The sequence below is a fragment of the Erwinia sp. JH02 genome (assembly GCF_013074405.1).
Classification (GTDB): Bacteria; Pseudomonadota; Gammaproteobacteria; order Enterobacterales; family Enterobacteriaceae; genus Erwinia; species Erwinia rhapontici.
The window spans coordinates 101,389-119,341 of the sequence record NZ_JABANZ010000006.1 but is presented as its reverse complement, the minus strand read 5'-3'; the positions used below and the strand labels follow the sequence as shown (position 1 = coordinate 119,341).

General features: G+C 54.1%; 13 protein-coding genes. 5 read left to right on the top strand and 8 right to left on the bottom strand.

Annotation, left to right across the window (positions count from 1 at the left end; all coding sequences use genetic code 11):
• The first annotated feature begins 6 nt into the window (after positions 1-6).
• The 3 genes from moeA to HHI26_RS16030 all read left to right on the top strand — a co-directional run bounded on the left by moeA (position 7) and on the right by HHI26_RS16030 (position 3,613).
• Positions 7-1,242: a molybdopterin molybdotransferase MoeA gene (gene moeA, locus HHI26_RS16040; protein WP_171149363.1), complete on the top strand. Its 1,236-nt coding sequence runs from the start codon at positions 7-9 to the stop codon at positions 1,240-1,242.
• 1 nt (position 1,243) lies between these two features.
• Positions 1,244-2,014 carry a molybdopterin-synthase adenylyltransferase MoeB gene (moeB, locus tag HHI26_RS16035; protein ID WP_159338104.1) on the top strand — a complete coding sequence of 257 codons (771 nt, stop codon included), beginning with the start codon at positions 1,244-1,246 and terminating at the stop codon, positions 2,012-2,014.
• 93 nt (positions 2,015-2,107) lie between these two features.
• Positions 2,108-3,613 (top strand): diguanylate cyclase, encoded by a 1,506-nt coding sequence (locus HHI26_RS16030; RefSeq protein WP_241008296.1) that lies wholly within the window; start codon positions 2,108-2,110, stop codon positions 3,611-3,613.
• Positions 3,614-3,762: 149 nt separating this feature from the next.
• Here HHI26_RS16030 and HHI26_RS16025 read toward each other — a convergent pair whose 3' ends face one another.
• From HHI26_RS16025 to mntR, 7 genes are all read right to left on the bottom strand, one after another.
• Positions 3,763-5,355 carry an ABC-F family ATPase gene (locus HHI26_RS16025; protein ID WP_133841102.1) on the bottom strand — a complete coding sequence of 531 codons (1,593 nt, stop codon included), beginning with the start codon at positions 5,353-5,355 and terminating at the stop codon, positions 3,763-3,765.
• A 133-nt stretch (positions 5,356-5,488) separates the two neighbouring features.
• Positions 5,489-6,976 (bottom strand): sugar porter family MFS transporter, encoded by a 1,488-nt coding sequence (locus tag HHI26_RS16020; RefSeq protein WP_133841103.1) that lies wholly within the window; start codon positions 6,974-6,976, stop codon positions 5,489-5,491.
• Positions 6,977-7,593: 617 nt separating this feature from the next.
• Complete coding sequence (locus HHI26_RS16015) at positions 7,594-9,144, bottom strand: efflux transporter outer membrane subunit (protein ID WP_159338100.1); 1,551 nt, start codon at positions 9,142-9,144, stop codon at positions 7,594-7,596.
• A gap of 1 nt (position 9,145) precedes the next feature.
• On the bottom strand, positions 9,146-10,714 hold the full coding sequence (locus HHI26_RS16010; RefSeq protein WP_133841105.1) for a DHA2 family efflux MFS transporter permease subunit: 1,569 nt from the start codon (positions 10,712-10,714) through the stop codon (positions 9,146-9,148).
• Positions 10,711-11,829 carry an HlyD family secretion protein gene (locus HHI26_RS16005; RefSeq protein ID WP_133841106.1) on the bottom strand — a complete coding sequence of 373 codons (1,119 nt, stop codon included), beginning with the start codon at positions 11,827-11,829 and terminating at the stop codon, positions 10,711-10,713. The genes HHI26_RS16010 and HHI26_RS16005 overlap by 4 nt, the downstream gene beginning before the upstream one ends.
• Positions 11,830-11,946: 117 nt before the next feature.
• On the bottom strand, positions 11,947-13,062 hold the full coding sequence (locus HHI26_RS16000; protein ID WP_133841107.1) for an SLC13 family permease: 1,116 nt from the start codon (positions 13,060-13,062) through the stop codon (positions 11,947-11,949).
• Between the two features lie 130 nt (positions 13,063-13,192).
• Positions 13,193-13,642 (bottom strand): manganese-binding transcriptional regulator MntR, encoded by a 450-nt coding sequence (gene mntR, locus HHI26_RS15995; RefSeq protein ID WP_133841108.1) that lies wholly within the window; start codon positions 13,640-13,642, stop codon positions 13,193-13,195.
• Between the two features lie 518 nt (positions 13,643-14,160).
• On the opposite strand from mntR, the gene HHI26_RS15990 reads away from it, so the two are divergent.
• Complete coding sequence (locus tag HHI26_RS15990) at positions 14,161-15,741, top strand: sulfatase-like hydrolase/transferase (RefSeq protein WP_171149361.1); 1,581 nt, start codon at positions 14,161-14,163, stop codon at positions 15,739-15,741.
• 80 nt (positions 15,742-15,821) lie between these two features.
• Here HHI26_RS15990 and ompX read toward each other — a convergent pair whose 3' ends face one another.
• A complete protein-coding gene (gene ompX / locus HHI26_RS15985; RefSeq protein ID WP_133841110.1) occupies positions 15,822-16,331 on the bottom strand; it encodes an outer membrane protein OmpX in 510 nt (169 codons plus the stop codon).
• A 375-nt stretch (positions 16,332-16,706) separates the two neighbouring features.
• Here ompX and rhtA point away from each other — a divergent pair, with 375 nt between their 5' ends.
• Entirely contained in the window at positions 16,707-17,600 is an 894-nt protein-coding gene (gene rhtA, locus HHI26_RS15980; protein WP_133841111.1) for a threonine/homoserine exporter RhtA, read from the top strand.
• Positions 17,601-17,953: the final 353 nt, after the last annotated feature.

Below are 17,953 nucleotides of genomic sequence, written 5' to 3'. Positions count from 1 at the left end.
AACTCAATGGAAGCTTTCACTGCGGGGTTAATCTCGCTTGATGATGCAATCAGCACGTTGCTGGCGCGCGTGATCCCTGTTCAGCAACATGACACCGTGGCTTTACCGGATGCCGCGGGTCGTATTACCGCCAGCGCGGTGATCTCCCCCATCGATGTCCCCCCATTCGACAATTCCGCCATGGACGGTTATGCCCTGCGCATGGCCGATCTCACCGCGGGATGCGCGCTGCCCGTGGCGGGGAGGGCTTTTGCCGGTAGCCCGTTCAATGGCAACTGGCCTGCCGGGACCTGCATTCGAATTATGACCGGTGCGCCGCTGCCTGTGGGCTGTGACGCGGTAGTGATGCAGGAACAGACTGAGCAGGAAGGTGAGACCATCCGCATCACTGCCGACGTCAGTGCCGGGCAAAATATCCGCCGGGTGGGTGAAGATATCCGCCAGGGAACCCAGGTACTGGAGGCGGGAATCAAACTGGGTGCGGCCGAACTGCCGCTGCTCGCCTCGCTGGGCATTGCCCAGGTCGCGGTGCTGCGTAAGCTACGGGTTGCCCTGTTCTCCACCGGCGATGAGTTACAGCCGGTGGGTCAGCCGCTGGCTGCGGGCCAGATATACGATACTAACCGCTTCGCCGTGCAGCTGATGCTGAACAAACTCGGCTGCGAGGTGATCGATCTCGGGATTATCCGTGATGACCCGGCTGCGCTGCGTGCTGCCTTTATTGAGGCAGATAGTCGTGCGGATGTGGTGATCAGCAGCGGCGGCGTATCGGTGGGTGCAGCGGATTACACCCGGCAGATGCTGGAAGAACTGGGTGAAATCGGCTTCTGGAAGCTGGCAATGAAACCCGGTAAGCCCTTTGCTTTCGGTCGCCTGCCGAACAGCTGGTTCTGCGGCCTGCCCGGCAACCCGGTCTCTGCGGTGGTGACCTTTTACCAGCTGGTGCAGCCCTTACTGGCGAAGCTGACGGGGCAGGAAGGCCCGGCATTGCCGCCACGTCAGCGGGTGCGAAGCGCCAGCTTTCTGAAAAAGTCCCCGGGTCGCCTCGACTTTCAGCGCGGCGTTTTGCAGCGCAATGGGCAAGGTGAGCTGGAGGTAGCCACCACCGGCCATCAGGGCTCACATATCTTCAGCTCCTTCCAACAGGCTAACTGCTTTATTGTTCTGGAACGGGATCGCGGCAACGTCGACGTGGGAGAATGGGTGGAAGTCGAACCGTTCAATTCTCTGCTGGAAGGCTGATATGCTCCCTGAACTGAATGATGAAGAGATGCTGCGCTACAATCGCCAGATCGTGCTGCGCGGCTTCGATTTTGACGGACAGGAGCGGCTGAAGGCTGCCCGGGTGCTGGTTGTCGGGCTGGGCGGGCTGGGCTGTAGCACCAGCCAGTATCTCGCTTCGGCCGGTGTGGGTCATCTGACGCTGCTCGATTTCGACCACGTGTCGGTGTCGAATCTGCAGCGTCAAATCCTGCACGGCGAGGCGCAGGTCGGTATGGCAAAGGTGGACTCAGCACGCCTGCGGCTGACGGCCATCAATTCCCTGATTTCCCTTGAGGCGATCAACGACCGGCTGGACGATCAACCGCTGGGCGATCACATCGCCGCTCATCATCTGGTGGTGGACTGTTGCGATAACCTGGAAACGCGTGAGCAGCTCAACCGATTGTGCCATGCGCGCAAAATTCCGCTGGTATCCGGTGCGGCGATCCGCATGGAAGGCCAGATCAGCGTCTTCACCTGGGGCCACGATGAACCCTGTTACCGCTGTGTCAGCCGCCTGTTTGGCATCGCGCCGCTGAGCTGTGTGGAAGCGGGCGTAATGGCGCCATTGGTGGGCGTGATCGGTTCATTGCAGGCGATGGAGGCGATCCGTGTCCTGACCCAATACGGCAGCCCGGTGGCAGGGAAACTGCTGTTGTATGACGCAATGACCTTGCAGTTCCGAAGTATGACGCTGGCTAAAGATCCGGATTGTGAAGTCTGTGGCATCGTCAAGCAGCACTATAGTTAGGGGAGATGCCTGGATGCGTAAAGGATTGATTAGCACATGACTGATGAGCAAAGTGGGATAAGCGCGAGTGAAAAATCGTCATTGCGTCAAATAATGATTATTTTTCTATTGGTGATTGTCACGGCTGTGATTGCGATCAACAGCTGGATTGTGTGGAGCTCGTGGAACCGCATGATTTCCACCTCGAAGGATGATGCGCGTAATCTCTCCCAGTCCCTTTCCCGTCAGGCAGAAGATACCTTCTTGCAGGTTGATCTCACATTACAGGATCTGCGTGATCGCGTCTCCCTGATCGGCCTGCGCGACGATCAGACCGAGTACCTGCGTGAGATACTGACCAACCGTAAGGCCAGTCTGCCACAGTTGCATGGTCTGTTTATCTTTGACGCACAGGGCAGCTGGCTGGTGACTTCTGACGGCAATATCCCTAAACGCGCCAATAACAGCGACCGCGAATTTTTTCAATATCACCAGCAGAACAACAGCACGCAGGTGCATATTGGCAAAGTGATCCGCAGCAGAACCACCGGGGAGCTCATTATCCCGGTGTCCATGCGCCTCGTTAATTACGATGGTTCTTTTCGGGGTGTGCTGCTGGCCACCGTCAGGCTGAGCTATTTCAAGCAGGCATACAGCTATTACAACCTCGGCGAGCACGATGTACTGGCGCTGATGCTGAAAGACGGCACGATTCTGTACGTCCGTCCTTTCCCCGATGACACCATTAATCGCAATATTTCCGGCAGCCCCCTGTTTACCGGCCTGCTCAATAATGCGTCCAGCGGTACTGCCATTTATGGCTCGGCGCTGGATGGCATCGAACGGGTGTTTGGCTACTCCAGCCTGAAACGGTATCCGTTGGTGGTGGCCGCAGGCTACGACAAGAACCATCTGCTGGAAGTGTGGTTCTCCGATATCAGCATCTTTATTACGCTCTGCACCATTCTGCTGCTGGTGATCGCCCTGCTCGGTTTTCTGGTGCTGCGCCATATTTCACTTAACCTGAAAAATCAGCTGGAGTTGACCCTGGTGCGCGACAGGCTGACCTCAATGAACCGGACTCTGCAGACGCTGGCGCTGGTGGACAGCCTGACCGGGTTAGCTAACCGTCGGCAGTTTGATCTCTATCTGCAGCGCAGTGCGGAACGGTCGGCAAAACTGCACACCCCGCTGGCACTGCTGATGATAGATGTCGACAACTTCAAGCTGTTCAATGATAGCTACGGGCACCTGGCAGGCGATGACTGCCTGAAACAGGTGGGTGATACGCTGGCGCATTTACCCCGCAGACCCGAGGATCTGGTTGCGCGCTATGGGGGTGAAGAGTTTGCCGTGGTGATGCCAGGGGCGGATCGTGCTGCCGCGCTGCGCTTTGCTCATCAGGCCATCGCGGCCATCGCCAACCTTGCTATTCCTCATCAGCATGCCGAAAAAACGGGGAATGTGGTCACCATCAGCGTAGGGATGCATGTGGTGAACGCCGAACGTAATGTTGATGTCAGTCTGGCGCTGATTGCGGAAGCGGATAAAGCGCTTTATGCAGCGAAAAAGGCGGGGAAAAACCGGGTGGCGGAAAATCAATCTGAGGCAGAGACCTGATAAATCGTGCTAACCCTGGCACGGGTCGACCGAAACAAATGGTCGACCCCTACGGGTTTGGCGTGGAGGTGACCGGAAAAATGGTCATCCCGTGCGGGTCTTCCTTAGGGGCTGACCTTCTGTTTCGGTCAGCCCGCAGCCACTGGACCTTAAACGATACCCTGGCTACGCAGGTAATCTTCGTAGTCACCGGTAAAGTCGTTGATTTTGCCCGGTGTCATTTCAATCACGCGGGTCGCCAGCGAGCTGACGAATTCACGGTCGTGAGACACGAAGATCAACGTACCTTCGTACATTTCCAGCGCCATGTTCAGCGCTTCGATGGATTCCATATCGAGGTGGTTGGTTGGCTCATCCATGATCAGCACGTTAGGCTTCTGCATCATCAGCTTACCAAACAGCATACGGCCCTTTTCACCACCGGACAGCACCTTCGCAGGCTTCTTAATATCGTCCTGGCTGAACAGCAGGCGGCCGAGAATACCGCGTACGGCCTGCTCGTCATCACCGTCCTGCTTCCACTGGCTCATCCAGTCGAACACGGTAAGGTCGTCGGCAAAGTCATGCGCATGATCCTGCGCATAGTAACCAATCTGCGCGTTTTCAGACCATTTCACCGTACCATTTTCTGGCAGCAGTTCGCCGATCAGGGTTTTCAGCAGCGTGGTTTTACCGATACCGTTTGGCCCCAGAATCGCCAGCTTTTCGCCCACTTCCAGCAGCATGTTGACGTTCTTAAACAGGGGACCATTGTCGAAACCTTTGGTCACCGCTTCCAGCGTCAAGGCGTTACGGAACAGCTTCTTGTCCTGCTCGAAACGGATAAACGGGTTCTGACGGCTGGAGGCTTTGACTTCGTCCAGCTTGATCTTATCAATCTGCTTGGCGCGTGACGTTGCCTGACGAGATTTAGAGGCGTTGGCGCTGAAGCGGCTGACGAAGGATTGCAGTTCGTTGATCTGCGCTTTCTTCTTGGCGTTATCCGACAACAGACGATCGCGGGCCTGGGTGGCCGCCGTCATATATTCATCGTAGTTACCTGGATAGACGCGCAGTTCGCCGTAATCCAGATCCGCCATGTGCGTACACACCATATTCAGGAAGTGACGGTCATGCGAAATGATGATCATGGTGCTGTTACGCTCGTTCAGCACCTGCTCCAGCCAGCGAATAGTATCGATGTCCAGGTTGTTTGTTGGTTCGTCAAGCAGCAGAATTTCCGGGTTAGAGAACAGCGCCTGTGCCAACAGCACACGCAGTTTCCAGCCGGGAGCCACTTCGCTCATCGGGCCGTAATGCTGTTCCAGCGGAATCCCCACGCCCAGCAACAGTTCACCAGCACGCGCTTCCGCAGTGTAGCCATCCATCTCGCCATACTTCTCTTCGAGATCGGCGACTTTGTAGCCGTCTTCTTCGCTCATTTCCGGCAGCGCATAGATCGCATCGCGCTTTTCTTTCACCGCCCACAGCTCGCCGTGACCCATGATCACAGTATCCAGCACCGAATACTGTTCAAAGGCGAACTGGTCCTGGCGTAATTTACCCAGGCGTTCGTTCGGATCAAGAGCAACGTTGCCGCCAGATGGCACCAGATCGCCGCCCAGAATTTTCATAAAGGTGGATTTGCCGCTGCCGTTGGCGCCAATCAGGCCATAGCGGTTGCCGCCGCCAAATTTGACAGAGATGTTTTCGAACAGCGGCTTACTGCCAAACTGCATGGTGACGTTGCTGGAAACTAGCACAGAGATAGCCTTTAATTTTTAATGTGAGTATGTGAGTCAGCGCGCATTATGCCAAAAAAAAGGCGCGGGGCATACAGCGGGAAATCCTGGAGAGGGGGAACATCAGGGCCGGGAAGAAACCCGGCCCTGGCGGTTAATGACTTTCTGCTTTACGTTTCGACGCGGTTAATGCTTTGCTCTCTTCCTCGTTACTGAGCCAGTCATGCAGATAATGTTCTATCTGCTCAAGGCTGCGATTGCGTGTTTCCGGGATGCATTTGATAACGAAGATGCCGGAAGCAATACCGATCAGCGCAAAAATCAGGAAGGCGCCCGACAGACCCACGCTGGCGAGTAACATCGGGAATGCCAGTGAGATCAGGAAATTGGCGATCCACATCGCGAAAATCGCGCTGCCCATAAACATCCCGCGCAGCCGGGTCGGGAAGATCTCCGACAGCAACAACCAGGTCGCTGGCGAAAGGAAGCCTTGCTGAAAGCTGAGGAACATCAGCATACCCAGCAGCACGAGATAACCACGCAGTGCATCCACCTGACCATTCACCGTTTCGGGCATAAAGAAACTCACCGCTGCGATAAACAGCAGGCTGAAGGTACAGCCAAACTGACCGATCAGCGTCATGGTACGGCGGCCCATTTTACCCAGCAGCCAGATACCCACGCAGACCATCAGCACCGAGACGACGCCGTTAGCAATCGTGGCAAAAAGCGCCGCATTAGTGCTCATGCCGATAGCTTTTAACATAGTTGGAGCGTAATACATGATGGTATTAACGCCTGAGGTCTGCTGAATAACCGCAATCCCCACGCCGATCAGAAACAGCTTCATCAGCCAGGGTTTGGCAAGATCGTGCAGGCCCGGTTTTCTTTGATTCTCCTCCTCGGCCAGCGTCTCCTCAATCTCCTCCATTTCCCAGTCAACGTCTTCTTTGGCACGGGTGCGTTCCAACACGCGACGGGCTTCAGCCAGCCTGCCCTGCATCGCATACCAGCGCGGCGTATCGGGCATAAACATCATTCCGAACCACAGCAGCACCGCCGGAACGGTGGCAATCGCCAGCATCCAGCGCCATGTTTCATCACCGCCCCAGGCGGCGTTAAAACCGGCATTGGATATATAGGCGAGCAGTTGACCCGTGACGATCATGAGTTCCTGGATGGTCACCAGTTGACCACGTTTATTCGCCGGGGCAATTTCAGCAATATACACCGGCACCGTCGCCGATGCCCCACCCACTGCGACACCGAGGATCAGGCGGAAGAAAATCATCCACTCGACGTCAGGCGCCATCGCGGTTCCGATGGAGCCAATGGCAAAGATGATGGCAAGAGTGATGATGATTTTCTTACGTCCGGCCGTATTAGCGAAATGCCCGGAGAGCAGTGCGCCAAAAGCGGCGCCGAATAACAGCGAGCTGGTGACCAGGCCTGTGGTAAATGGCGTGAGATGTAATTCATCGCCCATAAACAGCAGAGCACCTGAGATTACGCCGGTATCATAGCCAAACAGCAAGCCACCCAGGGTAGCCACCGCGGCGATCACTTTCACAAACGGTTCAGTTTTCGTTCGACTATTCGGACCTGAAGCCCGGTTAGGTGTTAAATATTGTTCTTTTGCCATGGTGACTACAGTGACCTCTCATCGACCTGGTTAGTAGGGTGCAGGGGGGTAAATCATTATTTTGCTCAACCGTTCACCGCCTCTGAACCTTAATTTAGACTATTTCTTTCATTTCAATTAACAATGAAAATTAAATTTTGAGCGTTACATCGCATTATTTCATTTTAATTGCGACACCCATCACATAAACATGCCAATGACGTTGTATTAATGTGATCTAATTGGCGAAAAAAATATTTGAGAACATTTCATCCAGAATGAAATAATCATTATTCATTTCATTTAAAATAAAGAAATGATAGGAAAATATCAAACCAAAAAACAGATAATCTCGTAAATCTCTTTCATAAATTCCATTAATTACAACAAATTAAGAAAATGATAATCAATTATCATAGAATCATAAAAAACTCTCTTTTCGCAGAACAGGCCTCTCATTTATGGTCAAACATAATGAAAATAAACAGGAATTCCATCGTTATGGCTTACACAGGTTAAAAGAGTGAAATGGAGTAAACTCTCATTTCTTGCATTTTTTGAGGAAAAAAGGCGATGAGATTCAAACCAAAAAAACGCGGCCCCTGATGAGAGCCGCGTTTTTTTAGAAAGATAAAAACTTACTGTGGGTTTTCTGCGGGGCCAAATACCGAATAATCCGGCATGTTCACGTTTTGATACGCTTCCCAGCCGCCGCCCAGCGCTTTATACAGCGCGACCAGGTCAAGCGTGCTCTGTACCCGTGCCTGTTCCGCCTGCTGTTGCGCCTGCGCCAGCTGACGCTGTGCATCCAGCGCCTCAATAAAGGTCGAGATCCCCTGGCGATAGCTGTCGCTGGCCAGCGTAAAGGCACGCTGTAACGCCGCCACAGTGTCATCCAGCCCTTCCACCTGCTGCTGGTCACTGCGATAGCTGACCAGCGCATTTTCCACATCCTGCAACGCCGTCAGCACCGTCTGACGATAACCCAGCGCCGCGCTCGCCTGCTGCGCACGGGCCAGCTTCACACTGGATACCAGCCGCCCCCCCTGGAAGATCGGGATGGTGACGGACGGTCCGTAGCTGTAGAAATGACTGCTCCAGTTATCCAGATAGCTGGCATCGCTGTTACGCATGCCAAACTGCCCGGTCAGTGACAGACTGGGAAACAGCTGTGCCACAGAAACACCAATATTGGCGGTCGCCGCGTGCAGGCTGGCTTCCGCTTCACGCACATCCGGGCGACGACGCGCCAGCTCAGACGGTACGCCGACCGGCACCGCTTTCGGCAGAGCCGGCAGCGGTTTGGCGGTCATTAACTCCGCATCCAGTGCGCCGGGGACTCTGCCCGTCAGCACGGCCAGACCGTTCATCGCCTGGTGGATCTGCGCCTGATACTGCGGCAGTTGAGCGCGCAGTGAATTCACCTGGGCGCGGGAGTTCTCCACATTGGTCTGCGGTGCCAGCCCATTACGCTGCTGGCTCTGCGTCAGCTCCAGTGTCTGCTCCGCCACGTCAATCTGTGTTTGCAGGGTACGGGTAATGGCTTGCGCGCCCCGCAGCTGCAGGTAAGCCCGCGCCACTTCGGCCTCCAGTGACACCAGCGCATCATTACGGTTTTCTACCGATTGTTGCTGCTGCGCATCGGCCATTTCGACCTGACGACGCACTTTGCCCCACAGATCCAGCTCCCACGAAGCGTCAAAACTGCCCTGATACAGCCCGACCGGCTTAGACAGGCTGTCTAGCGCCGGTTTTAAATCGGTTTCGCTTCCCGCCTGGTCAATCTGGTCGTAGACCCCTTCGGACTCCAATTCGCCTTTAATGCCCAACTGTTGGCGGGTAAAACGGGCGTTACCGTTCACAGAAGGTGCCCAGGCACCGCGTGCCTGGTTCAGCTGCTGACGTGCGCCAGCGATACGCAGTACCGCCTGCTGCAGGGATAAATTGCCTTTAATGGCACGTGCGATCAGGCTGTCCAACTGCGGATCGTTAAATGACTTCCACCAGTTCGGGTTAGTCGCTGCCGCCAGCGGCGCGGAGATACCGTCCGGCTGCATACTGTTAAAACGCTCCGGTGTGGCGGGCTTCGGCGCCTGGTAATCCGGGCCAACGGCACAGCCACTGAGCATCAGTGCAACGGCTATCAGCCCACCACTGCGCGAACGCAAAAAAGAAGGAGGAACGTTCATGTCAGTGTGCTCCTGCACTGCCCTGGCTCTTGATAGGCGCCAGTAACAGACAAAATGGAATAAGGACCAGGGCAACAATACTGAGGCCCATAAAAACATCGATATAGGCGAGGAAACGCGCCTGCACGATCATCTGTTTATACAACTGCCCGGTGGCGATGGTCACCGGGTCACCCGCCATATGCACATAGTCCCTGACGCCCTGGGCCCAACGCTCAACCGTCAGGTTAAACGGCTCATTGAGTGGGGTCATGTTATGTACCAATTGCGCGCTACGCGCCTGGGAGCGTTCGGTGATCATCGCCGTCGATAGCGAAATACCAATCGATCCCGCCACATTACGAAACATGGTAAACAGCGCCGAGGCATCGGCATTCAGCCGCTGCGGAATAGTGACAAACGCGATGGTGGTCAGCGGTACAAACAGGAAGCCGAGGCCAATGGTCTGGAAACTGCGCATGATGACCAGCGTGGTGAAGTCGATATCCGGCGTCAGGGTCGATGAGTAGATAAACGACACCCCGAGCAATGCAAAGCCAAAGGCAATCAGCAGACGCGTCTGCACGATGGGCATCAGCTTCAGCACCAGCGGGATCGACAGCACAATCAGCACCGCCCCGGGCGACAACACCAGCCCCGAGAGCGTGGCGGTATACCCCAGGTCCTGCTGTGCCAGTTGAGGGATAACCACCGAACTGCCATACAGGATGGCAGCCATACCCGCCATCAGCAGGCAGGCCACCGCAAAATTACGATCTTTCAGCACGTGCAGATCGACCACCGGCTTTTTGGCATACAGCAACCAGTAAATCGCTCCGACAATCCCGGTCAGCGCCAACAGCGCGAAGGTAACGATAAACCCCGACTGGAACCAGTCTTCATCTTCGCCACGGTCCATCATCACCTGCAGGCAGCCAAGGCCGAGTGTGATCAGACTGATGCCGATATAGTCGACGCTCAGTTTGCCCTTCGCCTTTTTACGCTCCCACGGCGGATCTTCCAGCAGCTGGTAGATCGCCAGCACGCTGAGGATCCCCACCGGAATATTGATGAAGAACACCCAGCGCCAGCTGTAGTTATCGGTGATCCAACCGCCAAGCGTCGGTCCGAGAACCGGCGCCACGATCACCGCAATCGACGACAGACCGAACGCCTTACCGCGATCCTCCGGCTTAAAATAATCCAGCAGCACAGACTGCTGCACAGGCTGTAACCCGCCGCCGAAGAATCCCTGTAATACGCGGAACAGAATGATCTGCCACAGTTCAGTCGCAATGCCGCACAGGAATGAGCAGACGGTAAACATCACAATACAGATGAGGAAAAACTGCTTACGGCCCAGCAAACGACTCAGGAAGGCTGAAATCGGTAGCACGATGCCGTTGGCCACCAGATAGGAGGTCAGCACCCAGGTGGATTCGTCATAACTGGCCGAGAGCGATCCGGCCACATGCGGCAGGGCAACGTTAACGATGGTGGTGTCGAGGATCTCCATGAACACCGCAAGCGTCACGGTCATCGCGACCAGCCAGGGGTTACTGGCGGGCTTCCAGTTCTGGCCGGGATTCATTCCAGCGTGACCTTAGGTTCAACCGACAGACCAATCGGAAGCGGATGGTTCGGATCCAGCCCTTTATCAATCACGATTTTCACCGGCACGCGCTGCACGATTTTCACGTAGTTGCCAGTAGCATTCTCAGAAGGGAAAGCAGAGAAGCGGGAACCACTGCCCATCTGTACGCTGTCGACATGTCCCTCCAGCTTGAGGTCCGGCCAGGCATCGACACTAATCTCCACTCTGTCGCCCGGTTTCATCCGTGCCAGCTGCGACTCTTTAAAGTTAGCCACAATCCATACGTCGGGTGATACCAGTGAGAACAGCGACGAGCCTGCCTGCACCAGCGTCCCCACCTGTACATTACGTTTGGTGACAAAACCGTCGTAAGGGGCACGGACTTCGGTATAAGAGAGATTCAGATTCGCGGTATTGAGCTGTGCCTGTGCCTGTTCAACCTGGCTCTGCCGCGCTTCAACATTGGTTTCCTGCTGACGGATCTGCAAAGCCACCTGAGAAGCGACTTCAACCTGCGCCTGGGCATTCGCCAGTTCAGCTCTGGCACTGCGTAACTGGGCGTTTGCTGTATCGATATTGCGCTGTGACGTGGCACGCGGGTCGACGCCACGCTGGCGCTTATCGTCAGCCTGAGCATTCATATAATTGGCCTGCGCACTGGCGAGCTGTGCCAGCGCCTGGTCTTTCTGTGCCGGGTACTGTACCCGTGCCAGTTCCAGTTGAGCCTGCGCCTGATGCAGCTGTGCCTGAGCCAGGCCGAGCTGCGCTTTCGCCTGATCGCGCTGGGCAGTGGTATCACGCGGATCGATCACTACCAGCAGATCGCCCTTCTTCACTCGCTGGTTATCTTTAACCCGCAGCTCGGTGACATAGCCAGAGGCTTTCGGCGCAATGGTCACCGCATCCGCTTCAGTGAAAGCATCATCGGTGGTTTCAATATTGCGCGTGGTCAGCCAGAACCACAGCGCCACGATAATCATCACGACAACCACTATCGCCAGAATAACCAGAGGCTTTTTACCGGGCCGTTTGCGTGGAGTTTCTTCATTTTGCGCAGCATCAGACTGATGCTGGGATTCATCATCAGGTGCAGAGGAGGTTTGATTAGCCATAGTATCCGTCGGTGAGTGCGCCCGGGTTCAGCGAGCGCAATGATTCAGTCTGGTATAACCATAGGGCCAAAATTGACAAATGCCAGGGTTTCCTGACAAATCCGGAATTGCCTGACGTCAGTTCGCATGAATAAACAAATAGAGCCCCCAGCCACTGACTAACGCCCACACCAGCATCGGCAGGGAATAGAGGTGGAAGTGCCACCAGATAGCGCGATCTTTTGCCATGCGCAGCGCGATCAGGTTGGCCAGCGAGCCTGGCAGCAAGCCAAACCCACCAATATTCACCGCCCAGGCCAGCAGCACCGACGGCGGCAGGCTGCTGAGCAGCAGGATGGTGGCAGGGACATTACTGATCACCTGCGACAGCCCCGCAGCCAGCAAAAACTGCCCGCCAGCCGGAAGCTGCCCGGCCAGATGCAGGGTGGATTGTACCAGCGGCAGTTTCGTCAGCAGGAAGACATCGATAAACATCACGATAAACACCACCAGCAGGCTCCAGTCGATGCTTAACAGGATGCGGCGTGCCAGCGCAAAGAAGGTAGCAAACACCAGCACCAGCCCCCAGACGGCGATATCCAGTTCCAGCGCCGTGATAAACAGCAGATAAAGCAGCGTGCTGGCGAACAGCAACCGGCGCTGCCAGGGGGCATCTTCTGACGTCTGATGCTGCTCAATCTTCTTCGCGCGGAAACAGCAGGCGGTCAGTAACAGCAGGCTGAGCACCAGCCATCCGGCCAGCGGTAACATCTGCCAGATAAAACCGGCAAAGCCTGCCTCACCGTGGCGCCACAGCAGGATATTTTGCGGATTACCGATGGGGGTAAGCAGCGAACCCGCGTTCACCGCCAGGGCTTCAAAGATAATTAACCGTGCAATCGGCAGCGCGGAATACTTTCGCAGAGAGAGCGTCAGCGGCACCAAAATAAACAGAGCAACGTCGTTGGTCAGGAACGTTGAGAGCAGTGCGGCAGCAGCCACCAGAAACAGCGCCAACTGGCGCTGGTGGCGAAAGCCCTGCACCAGACGACGCCCGAGCACATCAAAATAACCGCTGGCCTCAATGCCTTTGGTCAGCATCAGCAAGCCGCTCAGCGTGATAATGGTGGGCCAGTCTACGGCACCAGGCAGTTCTGCCAGCCGGAAAGGCACAAAACAGGCCAGCAGCAGCCCCAGAACCACCAACAGATGCAAAAAACGATCGTGCAAAAAAGGTCTGAGCAGAGAAGTCATGCTGGCGCGCCATGTGATATCCCCTTTATCCCTGACGCTGCATCAGCATACGCCCGATGGACCGTCCCTGGATGGGGTAAGGTTCTTCAGGGCTGTCGCAGGCAACGCCAGTGATGGGGGAAGAAGGTGATTAACGACTTTCGCTAAATTTTTTAAAGATGGCCAGCGTTTCATCGCTGACGTGATGCTCAATACCTTCCGCATCGCGGCGTGCGGTATCCGGGCTGATACCCAGTGCCAGCAGGAAGGTTTCAACAATATGGTGACGTTCGCGGCTCTCTTCAGCCAGTTTTTCCCCTTCCGGTGTCAGGAAAACGCCCCGGTAAGGTACCTGTTCAACCAGCCCGCCTGTGGCGAGACGTTTAAGCATTTTTGCCACCGTTGGCTGCGACACGCCCAGACGAGCAGCCATATCCACCTGGCGGGCTTCACCAAACTCACGGATCAGGTCAGAAATCAGCTCTACATAGTCATCGATTAATTCACGACGGTGCGCTTCACGTACCTGACGGAAACCCTCGACATGCTCTTCAATATCTTTCAGTGGCGCGGGCACTGCCACTTTTGCGCGACGACTCATTCAGCTTCCTCTTCTTATCAACCGCTGCATTATAGCGGGCAGCGGTCTGTTGTGTGCCACATTGTAAACGAACCGCAGGCAAGCACAAAATTTAGCGTATTAGCTATGGCTATAGGGTATAGCCTGTGCTATACCTGATGATAATTCGCGCATATCCTGATTGACCGGAGGGACATCAGATGAAAACACCACTGCTATTAAAACTCTTTTGCCGTTCGCCGTTTACACTCCGACTGATGCTGCTGGAAATGCTGGTGAATTCGAAGCCTGCCCGTCAGGCTTCTTAACCACTCAGCCCTTGTTCCGACTATTTTGTTTGTCACTTCACAGAACTTATTGATGATGCTGGTTGCCTTTCGGCAAAACAGCGATTATCGTGCCAGCCTTTCGTAAAGAATGCAGGCCGATCGGGCTCCACCCCACCCCTTCCCCCATGATCTTACGAGTTGTATCAGGCAGTTTGCCACTTCAGCGTCGAACTGAATGGTCGCTATAGCTTTCCCTAATAAGAACCAATAATGAATCTGACATTAATTAAAACTGCTACAGCAGGCCGTTATCGTGCCTGGGTTAGCCCGTACGTTGGGCTGTATTTACTTTTATCCGTTCTGATTAATCTGGCATTCGGTTACCCGTTAAGCGGTTTATACAGCCTGGCCTTTACGGCACTGCTGGTGCTGCTGGCGGCGATTGCCCCGAAGACGCAAAAAACGCTGATTGCCGTTGGTGTACTGATGGCCGGGTTCTATTACCCTTTTGGTCAGGTTTATGGCCCACCCAATTTTAATACCCTGCTGGCACTGCACGCGACCAATGTGGAAGAAGCCAGTGAAATAATGCTGATCTTCCCGCTGCATGATTATTTTATTGGCATGGCCATTCTGGCCGCCGGACTGCTGGCGCTCAGGCGTAAACCACTGGAAAAACAGCGCTGGTGGCACGCGGAAAGTGCCTGCCTCGCTTTCGTACTGGTGGCGTGGGTGACACAGCCAGTGATGAATCAGCTGACGGGCGGGGTGTTTAATCTGAAGGATACCGGTTTCCCACTGGTGCGCTTTGTGAAAGATACGCTGGAGAGTAAGTTTTCTGTCGATAAAGAGATCGACCGGATGAACCAGCTGGCCACGCTGAAAGACGACTGGCATGTGTTAAGCGTCAAACCCCAGCAGCAGATTTATGTGGTGGTCATTGGGGAAAGCGCGCGTCGTGATGCGCTGGGTGCCTTTGGCGGGCACTGGGATAATACGCCTTTTGCCAGCCAGCTTAACGGCCAGTTTTTCACCCGCTATACCTCGGCGGCCTCTTCCACTCAGAAATCGCTGGGCTTGACGCTTAATCAGGTGGTGGACGGTAACCCTGAATACCAGAACAATATCATTACTCTCGCTAACCGCGCCGGGTTTGATACCTGGTGGATGTCGAATCAGGGCCAGATTGGTCAATATGATACGCCGATTGCCAGCATTGCTCAGCGAGCCAAAAATGTGCATTTCCTTAAAAGCGGCGACTTTGAAGCGGATAAAAACACGCGGGATGAAGACCTGTTGAGTTTTACGCCGGGTGCACTGGCACGTCCGGTCGATCGTCCTCGCTTACTGGTGTATCACCTTGTCGGCTCACATCCGAAGGCCTGTGATCGCACGCGTGGTCGCTTTGTCGAACGTCTGCATTCGCTGGAAACCTCATGCTATCTGTACAGCATGACGCAGACCGATGGTTTCCTGCAGCAGCTCTGGGAGCAGTTACACAGCAGCGGTCTGACTTTTTCGATGATCTATTTTTCCGATCACGGCCTGGCATTTAAAGAGAAAGGGACGCGTAACGAGTATCTGACTCACGATGATAAATATCGTCAGAACTTTGAGGTGCCGATGTTTATCAGCTCAAGTAACGACAGTCGTCATCAGATGATCACTACGCCGCGCTCAGCCAATGATTTCCTGATGCTGTTCTCACAGTGGACGGGGATTGAGACGAGGGAAATTACATCACGCTATCGCTTTGTATCCGCAGAGAAAGCGCCACCGATTGAAGTGACTAACTTTGCACTGAAGCGCCTGCCGTTTAATCAACTGCCGCAGGATCATTTTGCTAAGTAGGACATTCACATAAAAAAAATCCGCCCCGAGGGGCGGATTCTTCAACGTCAGTCCGGTAATCCGGACTTGCGGTTAGCAACTTAGAAGCTGTAACCTACGCCAGCAGTCCAGGTGCCAACGTCAACGCTGCGGATACGGCTCTGCTCGTAACCCACGTCCAGAGCGATGTCCTGGATTGGGTTGAACTGCAGGCCAGCACCGTAGGAGAAGCCTACGTCGCTTGAATCATATTTTTCACGGTTTGGTTCGTTGTACTGGTATTTGCCGTAGCCGATACCCACAACACCGTAGATGCTTGCCCAATCGTTCAGACGGTAAGCTGGACCACCAGTGATGCCATAGTACTGGCCCTTGATGTAGTCGCCTGCATCGGTACGGTCTTTCTCAGTGTAAGTGAAAGAGCCAATCCAACCCAGTGCATCGCTGCCGTTCTCGTAGCGGTATTTCAGGTTGAAGCCGTTAGCTTTGTTAGCTACGCCCTGGTAATCACTCTGAGCGTAACCAGCGGAAACGGTGCTCTGCGCCATTGCTGAACCAGCAGATACTGCCAGTACGCAAGCTAATGCTGAAAGACATGCAATTTTTTTCATAACCACCTCAAATGTGAAAGTACTTCTCTCCTGACAACGCTGGAAATATAACAAAAATCAGCGAGAAACTCTGCCCTGATTTTGTTGTCTAACAGAATGTTTGGTGTAACAGAAAGTTAATGATGCTTTCTATGTCATTCTTTTTTCTTATGATTATTGCCATTTTCATTCTATTTTTATCGACTGTAAAAAAAGCTTCATTGAGATAAATCCTAATCAAATCTGACAGTTCTTTACTGAACTGGCCCTGTTTTCTGACAAAATTTCTGTTTTTTTCACTTATTTTTTTCCCCTCACTGGGTTTAACAGCGCCTTCCAGTACACTGTCACAGCGCGTTTATCTTCGAAACGGATCAATTAAGGCTGGAATACAGGATGTCTTCACACGTAAAAAATGCTGTCTGGTTACCCGTGCTGGTGCTGCTGATTGCCATGACGTCAATTCAGGGTGGTGCTGCGCTGGCCAAAACACTGTTTCCTACCGTCGGTGCACCAGGCATTACCGCCCTGCGTCTTGGCCTGGGTACGGTTATTCTCTGCGTGATCTTCAAACCCTGGCGGTTGCATTTCAACCGTCAGCAGATCTTGCCACTGGTGATCTACGGTCTGGCGCTGGGCGGAATGAACTATTCCTTCTATTTATCGATACGCACTGTACCGCTGGGTATTGCCGTGGCACTGGAGTTTACCGGCCCACTGGTGCTGGCGCTCGCAGGATCACGACGACCCCTGGATTTTCTCTGGGTCGGGCTGGCCGTACTGGGGCTGTTCTTCCTGCTACCGATCGGGCATAGCATTGATAGCATAGACCCGCTTGGTGCGATATATGCGCTGACCGCTGGCGCCCTATGGGCAGTGTATATTCTGGCGGGCAAACGTGCGGGTAGCCAGCACGGCCCGGCCACCGTCGCGGCAGGCTCCCTGATTGGCGCGTTGGTGTTTGTACCTCTGGGCCTGGCGTATGCCAACCCCGGGATCTGGACCTTATCACTGATCCCCATTGGCCTGGCGATTGCGGTGCTCTCCAGTGCTCTGCCCTACTCACTGGAAATGGTCGCACTGACACGTCTGCCTGCACGGACTTTTGGTACGTTAATGAGCCTGGAACCGGCAATGGCGGCTATCTCTGGCATGCTGTTCCTGGGTGAAGTACTGACGCTGGTGCAGTGGCTGGCACTGCTGGCGATTATTACCGCCTCGGCGGGTTCAACCCTGACGATGCGCCCGGCAAAGCAGGACATTGACCCGGTGGGAGAATTAAGAGAATAAACGGCACCCTGCCTGCGGGAAATGTATCTCCCGCAGGTGATGACATCCTCCATGCTTAATTCCACAGCGCGAATTGTGACAAATTGGTTAATTACCTCATCAGAAACATCCAGTTATAATTTTAATAAAAATGAATCACTTAATGCAAAATTAAAAAAATTATCCTTTAAAAACATAAATATATAATAATAAAATAAACAAAAATCATTCGCATCATTATTTAACCTCACCCTTCTCTGTCTTTATTTTGTCAACAGGCCGGCACTATTCAATCAATAGGCACTAACTTTCCAACAAAATTAAAAACCAGTGCTATACTTAATCCCGTATTCAATTAGGACAACCTGACTATC

Excerpts from the sequence above, each read along its gene's own strand:
- HHI26_RS16015 (WP_159338100.1), bottom strand. The coding sequence starts at position 9,144 with ATGAACGTTCCTCCTTCTTTTTTGCGTTCGCGCAGTGGTGGGCTGATA.
- ompX (WP_133841110.1), bottom strand. The coding sequence starts at position 16,331 with ATGAAAAAAATTGCATGTCTTTCAGCATTAGCTTGCGTACTGGCAGTA.
- HHI26_RS16020 (WP_133841103.1), bottom strand. The coding sequence starts at position 6,976 with ATGGCAAAAGAACAATATTTAACACCTAACCGGGCTTCAGGTCCGAAT.
- moeA (WP_171149363.1), top strand. The coding sequence starts at position 7 with ATGGAAGCTTTCACTGCGGGGTTAATCTCGCTTGATGATGCAATCAGC.
- HHI26_RS16005 (WP_133841106.1), bottom strand. The coding sequence starts at position 11,829 with ATGGCTAATCAAACCTCCTCTGCACCTGATGATGAATCCCAGCATCAG.
- HHI26_RS16000 (WP_133841107.1), bottom strand. The coding sequence starts at position 13,062 with ATGACTTCTCTGCTCAGACCTTTTTTGCACGATCGTTTTTTGCATCTG.
- HHI26_RS15990 (WP_171149361.1), top strand. The coding sequence starts at position 14,161 with ATGAATCTGACATTAATTAAAACTGCTACAGCAGGCCGTTATCGTGCC.
- mntR (WP_133841108.1), bottom strand. The coding sequence starts at position 13,642 with ATGAGTCGTCGCGCAAAAGTGGCAGTGCCCGCGCCACTGAAAGATATT.
- moeB (WP_159338104.1), top strand. The coding sequence starts at position 1,244 with ATGCTCCCTGAACTGAATGATGAAGAGATGCTGCGCTACAATCGCCAG.
- rhtA (WP_133841111.1), top strand. The coding sequence starts at position 16,707 with ATGTCTTCACACGTAAAAAATGCTGTCTGGTTACCCGTGCTGGTGCTG.
- HHI26_RS16010 (WP_133841105.1), bottom strand. The coding sequence starts at position 10,714 with ATGAATCCCGGCCAGAACTGGAAGCCCGCCAGTAACCCCTGGCTGGTC.
- HHI26_RS16030 (WP_241008296.1), top strand. The coding sequence starts at position 2,108 with ATGATTATTTTTCTATTGGTGATTGTCACGGCTGTGATTGCGATCAAC.